Origin of the sequence: Corynebacterium sp. CCUG 51687, assembly GCF_024453995.1 — a bacterium.
Classification (GTDB): Bacteria; Actinomycetota; Actinomycetes; order Mycobacteriales; family Mycobacteriaceae; genus Corynebacterium; species Corynebacterium pseudogenitalium.
Genome location: NZ_JAGPYT010000001.1, coordinates 163,344 through 179,135, shown reverse-complemented (window position 1 = coordinate 179,135; position 15,792 = coordinate 163,344). Strand labels below are relative to the sequence as shown.

The window sequence follows — 15,792 nt, the reverse complement described above, 5'->3', positions numbered from 1 at the left end:
GTCGAAGTTTGGTAAGCAACGAAGCAGCTCCGCGAACTGCACTGCCAATTGAGCTTCCGACGACTCTCGTCGCGGACCCGACCCGTTCATCGGCAGTCTCTGCCGCGACCATGGACGAGGTCGGTGGATGCGTCATCGACGCTGGGGCACCGTAACGGCTCGTCGTTGAACGTGCACGGTCCCGCGGGCCTGTCGAAGCTCGCGTATTTCGTGGCGCTGGTTTCCTGGCAGACATGTGCTACACACTAGTACCTTGCGCACCATTATTACCATCCGCCACTCTAAAACCACAGATGTTGTTACAGGCGAATGAATCAAGTACTACAACTTGATATCTACTCCAGCAAGAGCCTCAACCGCACCGGTTACATCCACTTCGACCGCGCTGCGACCGGCGGCCCACAACAATAGTTCCCCGGGTTCGCCGTATACGCGGACGACGTTATCGCCCTGCTTTGAAACGCCGACGCCTTCGCCAATGACGGCAGGAGGCAAGTCCGGTGGCGTCAAAATCACAGGTACCGCAACACCTTTAAGCGTGACTGAACCAAACCGCTTCGCAAGCTTCAAAAGTTCTTTGTTGGTGACGGCACTAAACTGCCGAGGCTCGACCTTACCTCTACCTCGACGAACGTCTTCGTGGTGAATAAAGTGCTCGGCTGTATTTAACGTGTCGTCACTCGGCTTGAAAAGCGAAGGCGGACCGATGGCCCAGAGACGCACAAGATCCTCGTACGACCATGATGCAAGTCGGGCTTCCTCCGCCTCCAAAAACTTCCTCGCTCGCTTTACGAATATTCCGATGGCAGCTAATGGCCTTCGTTCACGGATATAGAGGTGCGTCGCCAAATCGCGAGTGTTCCAGCCCTCGCACAGCGTCGGTGCTTCAGGCCCGACTTCGAGTAACAGTTCAGCGAGTTGATTTCGTTCAGTCTTTGCAAATGACATGGGCCCTAGCATAGTGCCAGGGCCCATAGTTCTGCTCACAAAAGTGTCAGGTATTAAAGCGACTCTCGTGTTGCTTGAACATCAGCGTCTTCTGCCGGTCCAATATCCGCCGCGGTTGGAACCACGGTTGGAAGAATGACTGGCTCACGCTTGTACTTCTGCTCAATCGTTCGCGAGAGCTGACGACGAAGCTGCTGCACCATGCGGTACGGGTCATTCTCCCCTTCTGCAGCCAAATCACCCATAACTTCCTGGACACGCTCGACGACCTTCTTATTGAAGTCACGGTCGTCTTCAGAGAAACCAGTGGTGGAGACGCGCGGTACCTCAATGAGGCTACTCGTGCGGTCGTCGATCACGCAGGTAATCGAGACAACGCCACCTGAGGCAAGCGAGCTGCGGTCTGCCAGCACGTCCGGGTCTACGTCGCCCATCGTCGCGCCATCAACATAAAGCTGTCCGACCTGGTACTGGCCAACAACCTTGATCTTGCCCTTCGTCATGTCAACCACAACACCATTTTGAGCAAGTGCGGTATTCTCCGGCTTCACACCGGTCGCAATAGCGAGCTCCTTGTTCGCGCGCATGTGGCGCCACTCACCGTGCACAGGCATAGCGCAAGTCGGGCGTGCTGCGTTGTACAGGAAGAGAAGCTCACCGGCGTAGCCGTGGCCAGAAGCGTGGACATGAGCTTCGGAGTTCGTCACCACAGTCGCACCGATTTGTGCGAGGTTGTTGATCGCCGCGAACACAGCTTCCTCATTACCTGGGATCAGGGAAGACGACAGGATGATCATGTCACCGTCGCGGATGGTGATCTGGCGGTGTTCACGGCGCGACATACGCGAAAGCGCAGCCATCGGCTCGCCCTGCGTACCCGTTGTGATCAGCACAACCTTATGCGGCGCCATCTTGGCAGCTTCTTCGATAGGGATAATCGTGTTCTTCGGAGCCTTCAGCAGGCTCATCTTCTCGGCGATTTCCATATTTCTCAACATGGAGCGGCCGTTGAAGGCAACCTTGCGACCATTCGCTACAGCCGCGTTGACTGCCATTTGGACGCGAGCAACGTTGGAAGCAAACGAAGCAATCACAACGCGCTGCTTCGCCTGGCTCACCAAACGCGTCAGTGTCTCCTCGATACCGGCCTCGGATGCAGAAATACCCGGCACCGTAGCGTTCGTGGAGTCACACATAAACAGATCGACGCCTTCGTCACCGTAACGCGACAGCGCCGGCAGGTCCGTCGGCATTCCATCGTACGGAGTCTGGTCCACCTTGACGTCACCGGTCATCACAACATGACCCGCGCCGGTCTTAATAGACAGGCCGAGACACTGCGGAATGGAGTGATTCACGTGCCAGAAACGCACGTGGAATGGGCCCAAGTTGACGGAAGAATCCTTGTTCACCTCATGCAACTTCGGACGCTGACGGTGCTCCTTCGTCTTCGCAGCAATCAGCGCATTGGTGAATCGCGACGAGTAAATCGGGATATCCGGGCGCAGCTTCAACAGCCACGGGATTGCGCCAATGTGGTCTTCATGACCATGTGTGACAACCAGGGCCTCGACCTTGTCCAACTTCTTTTCAATCGGACCAAAGTCAGGCAGCACAAGATCAACGCCTGGTTCACCGGAGTTCGGGAACAGCACACCACAGTCGACGATGAGCAGGCGTCCGTTGTATTCAAACACCGTCATATTACGACCGATTTCGGAAATACCACCCAAGGCGTAAATACGCAGGGTCCCCTTCGGTGCCTTCGGAGGAGCCGGGAGGCGCTTCGTCAAGTCTGCGCCCTGCATCGACTTCACCGGGTTGCGACGGCCACCGCCGTTGTTACCGCGTCCACGGCCGCGTCGGCGATTCCTGCCGTTACCGCCATTTCCGTTCGAGTTCCGGGACTTGCTATCCCGCTGTGACTTCTCAGAGCCCTTGTCATCTTCATTACTTGCGGTTCCTGCGGCCTGCTTCGGTGCCTGAAACACCGGCTTCTGTTCAGTGGCCTCAGGTGGCCCTGCTTTACGCGTCACTTTGCGTGAGCGTGTACGGGGTTCGTTCATACTTAAAGGACTCCAGCCTTCTTCAAATCTTCTCTGAGAACCTCCACCTGCTCAGAGGTCGCTCCGACCACTGGCAGGCGTGGTTCGCCTACTTCAATGCCCTGCAGACGCAGGGCAGCCTTTGCAAATGTTGTGCCACCGAGAATCGCTTGTTGATGTGCGAGAACGTCGATGACATTGGCGTTAATTTCCCGCGCACGGACGAGGTCGCCTTCCTCGAAGCTTGTGATGAGCTCGCGCAACGCTTGCGGTGCTGCGTGGCCTACAACCGAGATCACACCGGTTGCCCCCATGGCCAGCCACGGCAGGTTCAGCGGGTCATCCCCGGAATACCATGCCAGGCCTGTTGATTGGATCAACGGTGCTGCCTGGAAGAAGTCGCCTTTCGCATCTTTCATCGCAACTACGGTTGGCAATTCCGCCAACTTCGCAATGGTGTCCGAGGCAATCGGAATCGCAGAGCGTCCTGGAATGTCGTAGAGGCAGATCGGCAACGAAGTTGCAGACGCGATCTCCCGGAAGTGCGCAAACACGCCGTCTTGAGACGGCTTCGAGTAATACGGTGTGACAGCCAAGAGGCCATCAGCCCCTGCCTCAGCAGCTTCCTTCGCCAATGCGACGGACTTTCGGGTATCGTTCGTGCCTACTCCGGCGATAAGTTTGGCGCTATCGCCAACTTCTTCACGCACCGCTTTCAGTAACGCGACTTTCTCTTCACTGGTTGTCGTTGGCGATTCGCCCGTCGTGCCCGCAAGCACGAGGGCATCAATGCCATTGCCGACAAGGTGGGCAGCTAATGCTCGTCCTGCCTTAACGTCTAGCTCGCCATGCTTATCGAACGGCGTGACCATTGCGACGCAGACTGTGCCGAAAACGTCAGCACCGATATTAGCTTTCATAGAAGTGCCCATGCCAAAAGAGCGTACCCTTTTTGCTGGCTGAATGTAACTCCACCGCTACGTTTTGTACTGGGTTGTTGCCTTCTTAGTCCCGTCCGGCAGCGTTGTGACAACGAAGTCCTCGAACAAGACGGGTGCGCACTCACTCAAAAGTTCCAGACACCTCACGGCGACCGCTCGTAGCTCCTCCCCACTGTGCTCAGCTGCCCTGGTCGCAACAAAATTCCGCCAAGTCCGGAGGTTGCCGCTGACAACAAGTCGGGTTTCTCTCGCAGCCGGAGCAAGTGCCATAGCTGCCTCGCGTACCTGTTGCTTGCGCAGTAACACATTCTTCTCATCCGTCAGACTTGCTTCCACCGCGTTATGCAATTCGTCGTGCACAAACGCAGCGTCTTCAATCGCGTGCTCGAAAAACCGTTGAAGTTGCTCGTCGCGCTGTACAACGCTAGGAACCACGACTCCTCTTTGCTCTTCAGGTAAGGAGTACTGTGAAAGCTCGCTGATTGAAAAGTCTCGGTGTCGCAATATCTCATGGCTGGTGGCCATTGAGATTCCCTGAATATACAGCGTCACGCTTGCGTGCTCGAGCAGCGAGAGGTTGCCGGTATCAATGACGTGATGCAGGAAGGCGTCCGTGCTCGAAGTGTGAGACTCATTGTCACCGAAGGAGTCATAGCTTGCCCTGCCTGCAAATTCGACGACAGCATCCGCCGCCGCTGCACCAGATGAAGGCCGCCAGCCCAGTCCGGCTGGCGGTTCGAACGTTGATGCTGCCACGAGCTGGATGCTGAGTTGGCGCTGCGGCTGCATCTGTTACAGCCCGAGGAACTTGTCAAGGCCGATCGTGAGGCCTGGATGATCCATGACGTTTCGCACGCCGAGCAATACACCCGGTACGAACGAATCACGCCCATAGGAATCTTGGCGGATAGTCAACGACTGATCGACGGTGCCGAAGATAACTTCCTCATGCGCAACCATTCCGGTCATACGCACAGCGTGGACTCGGACGCCATCGATATCCGTGCCGCGCGCTCCATCGAGTTCCTGCACAGTGGCATCCGGACAAGGTTGCATTCCGGCGGCCTTTCGGGCCTCTGCAATCCCTTGCGCTGTCTTTACCGCAGTGCCGGACGGTGCATCCAGCTTGTTCGGATGGTGGTACTCAACTACCTCGGCTGACTCGAAGAACTTGGCCGCCTGGCGAGCAAAGGACATCGTCAATACAGCTGAGATGGCGAAGTTAGGCGCAATGAGAACGCCAGTGCCCTGCGAAGCAGCACACCAGCTGCGTACTTGGTCGTAGCGATCGTCGTCAAATCCTGTTGTGCCCACTACACAGTGGATGCCGTGCTTGATACAGAACTCGAGGTTGCTCATTACCGAGTCTGGAGTGGTGAAGTCGACGATAACTTCGGCACCAGCGTCCAACAGTTTTTCTAAGCTGTCGTCTTTATCGATCTCGGCCACAAGTTCAAGATCATCAGCCGCGCGCACGCCCGCTACAACTGCGGTACCAACGCGCCCATGCGCTCCCAAAACACCGACTTTGATTGTCATATCCATTCCTCAATTCTGCCTTTGCGAGTTGCGTTCGTTCTACTGCTGTCACTGTAGCGCGCCGTGCGGCAGGTGTGGTTCGGTACACTCGAAAAGCATGAAGAGTAGCTTGATCCTCCCCGGTATCCTCACCGTGGCTGCACTGCTCACGGCTTGCGGCACGGGCTCCGAAGTGACAGAGCCGTCCGCAGCGACCGCGTCCCCTGAAAGCGTTGCAGCTACCACTACGCAAGACGCACCTGCTACGGAGTCAACGGTGTCGGCTGTGGCATCTCCCGCAGCCCCAGCCGCTCTCAACGCCTTCGCTCCGCCCGAAGGTGCCCCTGAGCTAACGCTCCAGGATGTTCGAGTCGGTACCCATGAGACGTATGACCGCGTCGTCTTCGAGTTCTCAGGCAATGGCCTACCTGGATACCGAATTCAGTACACCGATAAGGCACTCCAGCAGGCCTCCGGCCACGAGCTCGCGGTCTCCGGTAACGACATCTTGGAGGTGCTCATCGAAGGTACACCGATGGATCGACTCCCGAGCAACCCTGACCTTATCTCCGCTGGCCCATATCAGCTGGCAACCGGCAACGTCGCTGGGATCACCAACGGCGGCACGTTTGAAAACCAGTCGCAGTTCTTCATCGGACTCGACCGGCAGCGTTCGTTTGAGGCTACGGTGTTGGAAAGTCCAACACGGCTAGTTATTGACGTCCACCGTTAGCTCGGCAAACGCGTAGTGGCCAGGGCGTAAATGCCCTGGCCACTACTTTAAGCGGTGAGACTACTTGTCCTGCTCAACAGGAACAAGGGAGATCTTGCCGCGATTATCAATATCACGAATCTCGACCTCGATCTTGTCACCGACGTTGACAACGTCCTCGACCTTCTCGATGCGCTTGTTGCCACCCAAGTTCGAGATATGAATCAGGCCGTCGGTTCCCGGGACGATCGAAACGAACGCGCCGAATGCAACGGTTTTGACCACGGTACCCAGGTAGTGCTCGCCTACCTTCGGCAACTGTGGGTTAGCAATTGCGTTGATCTTGTCGATCGCGGCGTCTGCTGCTTCGCCACTGGTTGCCGAGACGTACACGGTTCCGTCCTCTTCAATCGAGATGTCCGCGCCGGTTTCCTCGGTAATCGAGTTGATCATCTTGCCCTTCGGGCCAATGACCTCACCAATCTTGGAAACAGGAACCTTCACCGTGGTGATTTTCGGCGCCAACGAGCTCATGTCATCCGGCGAATCAATGACCTCTGCCATCGTGTCCAGGATGGTCTCTCGAGCATCATGCGCCTGCTTCAGGGCCGAAGCGAGCACGTCAGAAGGAATGCCGTCCAGCTTGGTATCAAGCTGCAGGGCGGTGATGAACTCGCGGGTGCCTGCCACCTTGAAGTCCATATCGCCGAACGCATCTTCCGCGCCCAGAATGTCCGTCAGAGCGACGTACTTCGTCTCACCATCGACGTCACCCGACACAAGGCCCATCGCAATACCCGCGACCGGAGCAGCCAGTGGCACACCAGCGTTGTACAGCGACAACGTCGATGCGCACACGGAGCCCATCGACGTCGAACCGTTGGAGCTCAGCGCCTCAGAAACCTGGCGAATCGTGTACGGGAAGTCTTCGCGCGAAGGTATCACTGGCAACAACGCGCGCTCTGCAAGCGCACCGTGACCGATTTCGCGGCGCTTCGGGGAGCCAACACGACCTGTTTCACCAGTCGAATACGGTGGGAAGTTGTAGTGGTGAATGTAACGCTTCGAAGTCTCAGGGCTCAGCGAATCGATTGGCTGTTCCATCTTCAGCATGTCAAGCGTCGTCACACCAAGGATCTGGGTCTCACCGCGCTCGAACAGTGCCGAACCATGTGCACGCGGGACCAGTTCGACTTCCACGCCGAGGTCACGGATCGCGGTCACGCTGCGACCGTCGATACGGTAGCCATCCTTCAGGATCTTGCCTCGAACAATCTCCTTCTGCAGTGCGTTGTACGCCGCGCGAATCTCCTTCATCACAGCAGCAACATCGTCGTCATCTTCGTCGACGTCGAGGCGGTCAAGCACATCTTCTTCGATGTCCTCGATGTACGCGTTGATCTTCTCTTCGCGCTCCTGCTTGCCAGCGATGGTCAGGAAGGAAGCGAGCTTCTTCGATGCCTTCTTCTCCACTGCTTCAAACACCTCATCGGTGTATGCCGGGAATAGCGGAAACTCCTTGCGTTCCTTGTCGAACTGGGCTGCAAGGTCGCGCTGCGCCTCACACAGCGTCTTGATGTACGGTTTCGCAGCCTCCAGACCGTCTGCGACGGTTTCCTCGGTAGGTGCAGGAGCGCCGTCAGCGATCAGCTTGACGACGTTCGCGCCAGCTCCTGCCTCAACCATCATGATTGCAACATCCGCTTCCGTCTTACGGCCACGCTTGCGCTCAACAATGCGGCCCGCAACAACCATCTCGAAGATGGCACGCTGGTGCTGCTCGTGATTCGGGAATGCAACCCACTGGCCTTCTGGGTGTTTATCGTCAGCGATCAATGCCATACGCACACCACCAACGGGGCCGGAAACCGGCAGGCCAGAAAGCTGCGTTGCCGCGGAAGCTCCGTTGATAGCGACAACGTCGTAGTATTCTTCCGGGGCGATCGACAGGACGGTAATCACGACCTGAACCTCGTTGCGCAGCCCCTTCACGAAGGTTGGGCGCAGTGGGCGGTCGATGAGACGGCAAGCCAGGATCGCCTCGGTGGATGGGCGGCCTTCGCGGCGGAAGAACGAGCCCGGGATACGGCCCGCGGCATACATTCGCTCCTCGACATCAACGGTCAGAGGGAAGAAATCAAAGCCTTCGCGGGGGTTATTCGACGCCGTCGTCGTCGCAAGCATCATGGTGTCATCGTCCAGGTAGGTCGTCACCGACCCATCTGCCTGGCGAGCCAACTGGCCCGTCTCAAAACGAATGGTGCGAGAACCGAAATCACCATTGTCGAGCGACGCTACTGCTTCGGTCACCCCATACTCTTCATCAACGTGGATTTCGTACGAATTTCTCGGCTTAAAACTGCTCAATTGATCCCTCTCCTTGGATCTCCGGGCGATCATCGATGTCGCCGTTTTTGTGTCATTTAGAACGAAGCACACTCTACCACCCTGCCAGGGATTTCACCACGCTCCAGACACAGCTAAACCCCCGCCCTGAAAGCCAGAGCGGGGGTTTGAAGCCTTATGACGTGATCGTCTTAACGACGCAGGCCGAGACGAGCAATCAGGTCACGGTAGCGCTCGACGTTGTTCTCACGCAGGTACTTCAGCAGACCACGACGGCGACCAACCAGCAGCAGCAGGCCACGACGGGAGTGGTGGTCGTGCTGGTGGAACTTCAGGTGCTCAGTCAGGTTGTTGATGCGCTCGGTGAGCAGCGCAACCTGTGCCTCCGGGGAACCGGTGTCAGTCTCGTGCACACCGTAGGTCTTCAGAATCTCTGCCTTTTTCTCAGCGTTCAGCGCCATGAAAAACTCCTCATTTGTTTCAGTCCGCATATACTTTGACCACTTTGTGCTGCAACTGCTGCGAACCACAGTCTCAACGCGCACAAAGCCTGGACTACTTTAGCTGCTGCGCGCCAGGTTGGTCAAACGCGTCATGAACTCATCGAGGAATCGATCAACGTCGACACCAACTGCAACCTGACTCGTCTTCTTCGGGTCGTTCAGGCGCTCCGGGTCCCCGATCGTTCGTCCACGAGTTGGCTCTTCGAGGTCCGTGCGCAGGTTTACACCAATGCAGTCAACCAGGCTGGGATCTATCGCAACTGCTACCGCCAACGGGTCATGCAGCCCGCACCCACCAAGATGCGGCGAAGTTGTTTCATATGCCTTGATGTAAAAGTCAGTCGCCTTTGCCAAGAAGTTGCCCTGAGACGTGCCCAACTCCTTCCACACCGCGGTTTCTCTCGACGTCAACAGCGTCTGCAAAGTGACATCGAGCCCGATCATGGTGAGGTTCTGCGCCCTGCGCATCACAAAGTCAGCAGCTTCGGGGTCCTGATTGATGTTCGCCTCAGTGCACGTATTGACGTTTCCCGGCACGGTCAGCGCACCGCCCATCATCACAATCCTGGCACTGTCTGCAAAGTCTTTATCGGCTTCCATGGCAGCTGCGACCGTCGTCAGAGGCCCGACAGGAACAATCACTAATTCGTCGCCGTAGCGGTGGAACGCATCGACCATGAAGTCCACCGCGGAGGCTTCCTCGACAGCGCGATGGGCATCCGGAAGTTGCGCCTCCCCTATACCGTTTACGCCGTGAATGAACTGCGAAATTTCCAACACTTCAAAGCTGTCCTTGGCACGAGCATGCGTCGGGCCAGCGAACACGGGAATATCGGTGCGCCCGAATAGCTCGAGAATCGCGAGACTGTTGCGAACGCTATCAGCCACCGTGACGTTTCCATATGTCGATGTCACGCCGACAAGTTCCACTTCAGGTGAAGCCATAGCGTATGCCAACGCCAACGCGTCGTCGATACCGGTGTCTACGTCGAGAATCATCTTGATGGTCACAGCAAAAACCTTTCAAGCAACACAGATCAGCAACGGCTTTATTCTACGGAATCAGCAACAGGCTCGCTTAAGAGTTCGCGGGTCCGGGAAACGTCCCGAGCCATGTGCTCCAGAAGCTCGTCAACGGAATCGAACTTGACCATGTCGCGAACCTTCGCCACAAATTCGACGCGGGCCATCCGATCGTAGAGGTCAGCATCTCTATCAAGCACGTAGGACTCGACACTGCGCCGCTTGTCACCGAACGTCGGATTAGTGCCGACTGAAATCGCAGCCGGGTAGCGCTTTCCCGGAACCATGTTCCCGCCGATGGGGGCATCGTCGATAATTGTGAGCCACCCCGCGTACACCCCATCTTTCGGGAGGGCAGAAACATCAGCAACATACTGATTCGCGGTCGGGTAACCGAGCTCGCGACCTCCTCGCCCAGCGCCCCGCTTGATCGGACCCACGACGGAGAACGGCCTGCCCATGTAGTCCTTAGCCACGCTGATGTTGCCTTGTGCAAGCTCGTCCCGAATCGCCGTTGAACAAATTCTTGTCGCGCCCTCTTTCAGCAGGCGGACTACTGTCACATCAACCCCATTCTGCTCACCGAGCTGCACCATCGTCTGCGACGTGCCGGAAGCATCTCGTCCGAACGTGAAATTCTCGCCCACAAAGACGTGACGAGCATGCAAGGTGCCCATCACTACTTTGTCGAAATAGTCTTGTGCACTCTCCCCCGCAAGCTCTTTGCGGAAATCGATAACGATCAGCGCGTCCACGCCAAGCTCAGCGATCAGCCGCGCCCGCTCCTCGAGTGGCAATAGCGCCGTGGGCGCGGCTTCCGGACGAAATACTGCTACCGGGTGCGGCTCAAATGTCATCACCACGCATGGCACCTGGAGACGCTTCGCCTCATCAACAGCTGCTTTGATCAGCATCTGGTGACCGCGGTGGACCCCGTCAAAGACCCCTATCGTCAGCACGGTGCCGTCAAGGGCACCGAACGATTCCGGTACAGCATTAAGACCGTGCAAAATATCCACGTGCAATAGCGTACGGCATACTAAAGAGCTATGAGTGATCCCCTCGCTACATCTGGAATTGTTGTCATCGATAAGCCACAAGGTCTCACAAGCCACGACGTGGTCGCACGCCTTCGCCGTGCTTTCGGGACCCGCAAAGTTGGTCATGCCGGCACCTTGGATCCGATGGCGACTGGAGTACTGGTTGTCGGTATCGAGCGTGGCACAAAGCTCCTCGCCCACCTCGTCGCGGAAACCAAGACGTACGAGGCAACCATTCGGCTCGGTGCCGCCACCACGACGGATGACGCCGAGGGCGAGGTCGTCAGCACCTCCCCCACCGATGCAGTCACTGACGCCGACATTATCGACGCCATCGACAGCTTCCGCGGCGATATCATGCAGCGTCCCTCAAGCGTGTCCGCAATCAAAATCGACGGCAAGCGCGCACATCAGCTCGTCCGCGAAGGACACGATGTCGAGATCCCAGCCCGACCAGTAACAATTCATGAGTACAGCATTTTGGGCATCGCTCGCGTCGATACCTGGATTGACGTCGATGTCCGTGTGCATTGCTCCTCGGGGACGTACATTCGCGCGCTCGCACGCGATCTAGGTGAGACCCTACACACCGGCGGGCACCTGACTGCGCTTCGCCGAACCACAGTCGGGCCCTTTAACCTCGAGCACGCATTGGAGCTGGAAGACATCCAGGCTCACCCGCGCTCCAGCCTCACCCTCGACGAAGCCTGCGCTACCTGTTGGCCGGTACTGCCCGTCACCAACGATGAATACGACGCCCTCGCTATGGGCAAATGGCTCGAACCTCGCGGACTTTCGGGTGTACACGCTGCACAACGTGACGACGGCCGCGTCGTCGCCCTTGTGAAAGAATCCAAGAAGCGTCTTGCCACGGTGTTTGTCGCGCGCCCATCCACGCTGTAGTCAGCGCTAACGCCGTTTTTCGCGTTTGTCGCTACAACAGAAACGCAGAAGTGATGACGTAGCCAGCCCGGTGCACCCAGCGCCCCTCAAAGAACGGAGCGGGCGTCGGCCGCTCGAGAATGTACGAAACAAATGTTCCGTTCGGCCGGATATAGATTTCCGCCTGATCGAATTCCAACATCTTTCGCGCCAACGGGAACCAACACTTATATGTGGCCTCTTTCGCGCAGAACAGCAGCCGATCAGCCCAGAAGCAGCCCTCTGCACGAAGTGCGTCCAACATCTCAAGCTCGGTTGGGCACGCGATTTGGGGCAATACGCCTTCCGGAAGCGGCTCCGCCAGCTCAGCATCAATACCGATAGAGCGCACCTTGTTGAGTGGCGCAACGACCGCCGCACGAAAACCATCCGTATGCGTCAAGGAGCCGCACACGCCGTCGGGCCACAACGGCATCCCAGCTTCGCCCCGCATGATGCGGTGAGGACCTTCGACCCCTAGTTCGTCGAGGGCGCGGTGCGCACACCAACGGGCATCGCCGAACTCCCCTTTCCGGATATCGACCGCTCCGCGGACAACGCCTTTCTCCTGCTCGTCGAGATTATCGTAATTGCGGAGATTATGGCCGTCATCGGTTCGAAGAGAGACGAACCGCGCAGAGGGAGGGAATAATGACAGATCGCGCACTAGCGGTTCACCTCCCAGACTGGGTACGGCCAACGATGTTCCTCTGGCCAGCGCTGCCACTCCCTGGGGTACCCCAACGACACTTCAATATGCGGAATGCCGTCTACATGTACAGTCCCCGGGATATGAAGGTGTCCGTAGACTACGGCCTGTGCCTGGAACCGCTTAGGCCAACTGCGCGTGTGCCGGGTCCCGCACCACATGGCAATGTCCCCGTAGAACAGGCGGTGCGTTGGCTCCTTTACCAGTGGCCAGTGGTTGACCAAGATCGTCTTCCCGTGCACGCGAGAAAGGCGCTTCGTTGTGTACGCCAAGCGCTCCCAGCACCACGCACGAGTATCTACAAATGGGCGGATAGCAAACTCGTCCGTCATCAGAATGTTGTTGTCGCGAGCTTTCTTCAGCGCGGCGTCGACACTTAAATTCTGAGGGCGAAACGAGTAGTCGTACAGAGTAAACAGTGGCGCCACCGTAATGCCGTGGAATACCGGGTACGGGTCCTCAGGCGTTACAACGCCGAGTTCTCGCATTGCCTGGACTAGCGCAACGTACTTATCACGGCCTCTGTAGCGTGATCGCTCGCTAGAGAACAGCTCGTGGTTTCCAGGGGCCCAGATGACTTTCTCAAACCGTTGAGCAAGAACACCCATCACGTTGACTATCAGCTCAAATTTCTCTGCAACATCACCCGCGACAATCAGCCAATCCCCCTCATGCCGCGGTTGAATGAGGTCGATCTTGGCCTGATTCGCCTTTACTGCAGCATGCAGGTCGCTGACCGCCCACAGTGTCGGACCTAGCATGACGTACTCACTCCTCTACCCCGGTGCGCGCCCACTTCATCGAACGGAACCGCCACAGCACTCCCACCAGACGCAACACGACTGAGACAAAATAGCCGGCCCACACACCCGCGAGACCCCACCCCAGCCACATGGACAACAACGTCAAAGGCAAAAATCCACCGAGCATTGCGCCAATCGAAAGGTTGCGCAGGAAGACAGCGTCACTCGCTCCAAGCAGCACCCCGTCGAGCGCAAACACCGCACCCCCCACAACGATCATCGCCACCAACCACCGCCAAGGGACGGTCAGCGCGTCTGCCATGCCAGGATCATGCGTAAAAATCGACTGGATTGGCCCATCGAACACAAGAAAAACCGCAGCGAGCACAACCGCAAACACCGTAGCGTAGCGCGTAACAGCTGCACCTGTCCCTCTTGCGCGCTCCACGTTTCCCTGCCCAAGTGCAGCCCCTGTAAGCGTCTGAGCTGCAATTGCGAGCGAGTCCAGCACGAGACACAGGAAGTTCCACAACTGCAGCAACACCTGGTGCGCGGCCAACGCGAAGACACCAAAACGACCAGCGACTGCGGTAGCGGCGAGCAACGAAATCTGAAAGGAGGCGGAGCGCAAAATCAAGTCACGTCCAAGCACCAACTGATGGGCAATGACATTCCACTGTGGGCGCCAAACAGCGCCCTCTCCTCGATGTTCCTTTACAAGCGCCCCAACGAATAGTGAAGCGGTAATTCCCATTCCTATTACATTGGCCACAGCAGAGCCCACCAGCCCAAAGTGGTCAACAAGCAAAGGCAATAGAACCGCCCCGGGTACAAGACCGCACAGCGTCAACACAAACGGTAGCCTGGTGTTCTGCACTCCTCGCATCCAACCATTACCTGCCATAATCAGCAGCGTCAGCGGAATAGCAACCGCCGCGACATGCATCCACTGCGCCGCGTCAGCAGACGTTTCCGCATTCTGAGTCAACGCAAACGCTATGGGTTCGGCGAACAGCCAAATAATCGACGCCAATCCGAGGCCCACGAGTATTGCCACCCACGAAGCCTGGACGCCTTCCGCGACCGCATCAGCACGCCGACCTGCGCCGTAAAGACGCGAGCTACGCGCGGTAGTGCCGTAGGAAAGAAACGTCAGCTGCGTGGTCACCGTAGATTGCACCGCAGTACCAGCAGCGAGCGCCGCAAGCTCAACCGTGCCCAGCCTTCCAACCACAGCAGTATCCAGCAGCAAATACAGAGGATTCGCCGCAAGCACGCCGAGGGCCGGTAGCGCCAGGGCAAAAATGTCACGCGCCCGCACACCATGCGTATTCGTCATACAGGAGCAGCCTTACTCCGCAACGTATGCGTCATGCAATGCAGCCAGAAGCTGATCTTGTACCTGCTCTTTCGTTCCTTGCGCTGAGTACCCCGCAGCCGGGCGGTGACCACCCCCGCCGAGCGCACTTGCAACGACGGAGACATCTACCTTTGTCGAGCGCAAGGAAATCCCCCACCGCTCCGAGTGGAACTGCTTGAGTACAACCCCGACGTCACTGCCAACGAGGACACGCGCGTAATCAATTACGGCTTCAACGGCAGTTTGGCTCATCGCTTGCATCGCAGCTTCATCAATACACATGAACGAAACTGTGAGATCATCGACTTGGCGTGATTCCAAGCTTGCTAATGCACTACCCATCAAACGTAGGTCATCGGCCGTCATCTCGTCCGAAAGCTGCAGGGATATGTTCCTTGGATTGAGCCCGAATTCCAACAACTCTCCAGCAAGCGTATGCATTCTCGGGGAACCCCAACGGAAGTTACCTGTGTCGGTGACAAGCCCGGAATACAGGCAGTAGGCCAGTTCAGCATCTAACTCGACGCCGAGGTACGTGAACAGCTCCCGGATGATAGTCGTCGTCGACTCAGAATCGATAATGAGGTTCCGCGCTCCGAACCCGTCATTCGAACGGTGATGGTCAAGCACGATCACCCGCTCTTGCTGCGCCATAAGCTCAGATTGGTAGCATCCCGTTCGGTCTACCGAGGCACAATCAACCGTGACGATCAGCCCATCCGCTGGTAACGCTTCCCCATAGACGACCTCATCAACCCCCGGAATAGAGCGCAGGTTATTTGCGTGCGGGAATGGCTGGCCGATGTAAGCACTGGCTTCAATTCCGATCTGCCGCAATCCGCGAACAAGAGCGCACGCCGATCCAATCGCATCAGCATCGGGCTTGATATGGGCCAGCACCGCAACATTCGATGCGCTCTTGATGGCGCCAGCAACTTTGCTAAATTCGGCTTCTGCTTGGGGAAATAACAACGCCATAGTGC

Annotated in this window: 16 protein-coding genes; 3 read left to right on the top strand and 13 right to left on the bottom strand. The window is 57.3% G+C overall.

Annotation, left to right across the window (positions count from 1 at the left end; all coding sequences use genetic code 11):
- Nucleotides 1-8 precede the first annotated feature (8 nt).
- Nucleotides 9-155: a hypothetical protein gene (locus KBX13_RS11495; protein ID WP_256020323.1), complete on the top strand. Its 147-nt coding sequence runs from the start codon at nt 9-11 to the stop codon at nt 153-155.
- Nucleotides 156-321: 166 nt separating this feature from the next.
- Here KBX13_RS11495 and KBX13_RS00825 read toward each other — a convergent pair whose 3' ends face one another.
- Genes KBX13_RS00825 through dapB form a run of 5 tightly spaced genes read right to left on the bottom strand, consistent with a single transcriptional unit; the run spans nt 322 to nt 5,473 of the window.
- Complete coding sequence (locus tag KBX13_RS00825; protein WP_083290919.1) at nt 322-948, bottom strand: TIGR03085 family metal-binding protein; 627 nt, start codon at nt 946-948, stop codon at nt 322-324.
- A gap of 53 nt (nt 949-1,001) precedes the next feature.
- Nucleotides 1,002-3,014 (bottom strand): ribonuclease J, encoded by a 2,013-nt coding sequence (locus KBX13_RS00820; protein WP_256000265.1) that lies wholly within the window; start codon nt 3,012-3,014, stop codon nt 1,002-1,004.
- A 2-nt stretch (nt 3,015-3,016) separates the two neighbouring features.
- Nucleotides 3,017-3,925 carry a 4-hydroxy-tetrahydrodipicolinate synthase gene (gene dapA / locus KBX13_RS00815; protein WP_256000266.1) on the bottom strand — a complete coding sequence of 303 codons (909 nt, stop codon included), beginning with the start codon at nt 3,923-3,925 and terminating at the stop codon, nt 3,017-3,019.
- A 45-nt stretch (nt 3,926-3,970) separates the two neighbouring features.
- Nucleotides 3,971-4,690: an FAD-dependent thymidylate synthase gene (gene thyX / locus KBX13_RS00810; protein ID WP_240492802.1), complete on the bottom strand. Its 720-nt coding sequence runs from the start codon at nt 4,688-4,690 to the stop codon at nt 3,971-3,973.
- A 36-nt stretch (nt 4,691-4,726) separates the two neighbouring features.
- Entirely contained in the window at nt 4,727-5,473 is a 747-nt protein-coding gene (dapB, locus tag KBX13_RS00805; protein ID WP_071572535.1) for a 4-hydroxy-tetrahydrodipicolinate reductase, read from the bottom strand.
- Between the two features lie 97 nt (nt 5,474-5,570).
- Here dapB and KBX13_RS00800 point away from each other — a divergent pair, with 97 nt between their 5' ends.
- Nucleotides 5,571-6,185: a hypothetical protein gene (locus KBX13_RS00800; RefSeq protein WP_256020320.1), complete on the top strand. Its 615-nt coding sequence runs from the start codon at nt 5,571-5,573 to the stop codon at nt 6,183-6,185.
- Nucleotides 6,186-6,245: 60 nt separating this feature from the next.
- On the opposite strand, the gene KBX13_RS00795 is transcribed toward KBX13_RS00800, so the two are convergent.
- From KBX13_RS00795 to KBX13_RS00780, 4 genes are all read right to left on the bottom strand, one after another.
- The gene (locus tag KBX13_RS00795) at nt 6,246-8,564 is read right to left on the bottom strand and encodes a polyribonucleotide nucleotidyltransferase (RefSeq protein ID WP_256020319.1); all 2,319 of its coding nucleotides are present in this window, start codon (nt 8,562-8,564) and stop codon (nt 6,246-6,248) included.
- 137 nt (nt 8,565-8,701) lie between these two features.
- Nucleotides 8,702-8,971: a 30S ribosomal protein S15 gene (rpsO, locus tag KBX13_RS00790; RefSeq protein ID WP_070362312.1), complete on the bottom strand. Its 270-nt coding sequence runs from the start codon at nt 8,969-8,971 to the stop codon at nt 8,702-8,704.
- 99 nt (nt 8,972-9,070) lie between these two features.
- The gene (locus KBX13_RS00785) at nt 9,071-10,024 is read right to left on the bottom strand and encodes a nucleoside hydrolase (RefSeq protein ID WP_256020317.1); all 954 of its coding nucleotides are present in this window, start codon (nt 10,022-10,024) and stop codon (nt 9,071-9,073) included.
- 38 nt (nt 10,025-10,062) lie between these two features.
- On the bottom strand, nt 10,063-11,055 hold the full coding sequence (locus KBX13_RS00780) for a bifunctional riboflavin kinase/FAD synthetase (RefSeq protein ID WP_256020316.1): 993 nt from the start codon (nt 11,053-11,055) through the stop codon (nt 10,063-10,065).
- Between the two features lie 30 nt (nt 11,056-11,085).
- On the opposite strand from KBX13_RS00780, the gene truB reads away from it, so the two are divergent.
- Nucleotides 11,086-11,979 carry a tRNA pseudouridine(55) synthase TruB gene (truB, locus tag KBX13_RS00775; protein WP_256020314.1) on the top strand — a complete coding sequence of 298 codons (894 nt, stop codon included), beginning with the start codon at nt 11,086-11,088 and terminating at the stop codon, nt 11,977-11,979.
- Nucleotides 11,980-12,010: 31 nt separating this feature from the next.
- On the opposite strand, the gene KBX13_RS00770 is transcribed toward truB, so the two are convergent.
- From KBX13_RS00770 to KBX13_RS00755, 4 genes are read right to left on the bottom strand one after another with little or no spacing between them, the layout of a single operon-like run.
- Nucleotides 12,011-12,664, bottom strand: coding sequence for a 4'-phosphopantetheinyl transferase (locus KBX13_RS00770; RefSeq protein WP_070362309.1), 654 nt, complete (start codon nt 12,662-12,664; stop codon nt 12,011-12,013).
- On the bottom strand, nt 12,664-13,467 hold the full coding sequence (locus KBX13_RS00765) for a metallophosphoesterase (protein WP_256020312.1): 804 nt from the start codon (nt 13,465-13,467) through the stop codon (nt 12,664-12,666). Before KBX13_RS00765 ends, KBX13_RS00770 begins: the two co-directional genes overlap by 1 nt.
- A gap of 7 nt (nt 13,468-13,474) precedes the next feature.
- Nucleotides 13,475-14,788: an MATE family efflux transporter gene (locus KBX13_RS00760; RefSeq protein ID WP_256020311.1), complete on the bottom strand. Its 1,314-nt coding sequence runs from the start codon at nt 14,786-14,788 to the stop codon at nt 13,475-13,477.
- A 12-nt stretch (nt 14,789-14,800) separates the two neighbouring features.
- Entirely contained in the window at nt 14,801-15,787 is a 987-nt protein-coding gene (locus KBX13_RS00755; protein WP_070362306.1) for a bifunctional oligoribonuclease/PAP phosphatase NrnA, read from the bottom strand.
- Between the last annotated feature and the right edge of the window lie 5 nt (nt 15,788-15,792).

Bases quoted from the DNA above. Each gene is read 5' to 3' on its own strand.
- KBX13_RS00825 (WP_083290919.1), bottom strand. From the start codon at position 948: ATGTCATTTGCAAAGACTGAACGAAATCAACTCGCTGAACTGTTACTC.
- KBX13_RS00820 (WP_256000265.1), bottom strand. From the start codon at position 3,014: ATGAACGAACCCCGTACACGCTCACGCAAAGTGACGCGTAAAGCAGGG.
- dapA (WP_256000266.1), bottom strand. From the start codon at position 3,925: ATGGGCACTTCTATGAAAGCTAATATCGGTGCTGACGTTTTCGGCACA.
- dapB (WP_071572535.1), bottom strand. From the start codon at position 5,473: ATGACAATCAAAGTCGGTGTTTTGGGAGCGCATGGGCGCGTTGGTACC.
- KBX13_RS00800 (WP_256020320.1), top strand. From the start codon at position 5,571: ATGAAGAGTAGCTTGATCCTCCCCGGTATCCTCACCGTGGCTGCACTG.
- KBX13_RS00795 (WP_256020319.1), bottom strand. From the start codon at position 8,564: ATGATCGCCCGGAGATCCAAGGAGAGGGATCAATTGAGCAGTTTTAAG.
- rpsO (WP_070362312.1), bottom strand. From the start codon at position 8,971: ATGGCGCTGAACGCTGAGAAAAAGGCAGAGATTCTGAAGACCTACGGT.
- truB (WP_256020314.1), top strand. From the start codon at position 11,086: ATGAGTGATCCCCTCGCTACATCTGGAATTGTTGTCATCGATAAGCCA.
- KBX13_RS00765 (WP_256020312.1), bottom strand. From the start codon at position 13,467: ATGCTAGGTCCGACACTGTGGGCGGTCAGCGACCTGCATGCTGCAGTA.
- KBX13_RS00760 (WP_256020311.1), bottom strand. From the start codon at position 14,788: ATGACGAATACGCATGGTGTGCGGGCGCGTGACATTTTTGCCCTGGCG.
- KBX13_RS00755 (WP_070362306.1), bottom strand. From the start codon at position 15,787: ATGGCGTTGTTATTTCCCCAAGCAGAAGCCGAATTTAGCAAAGTTGCT.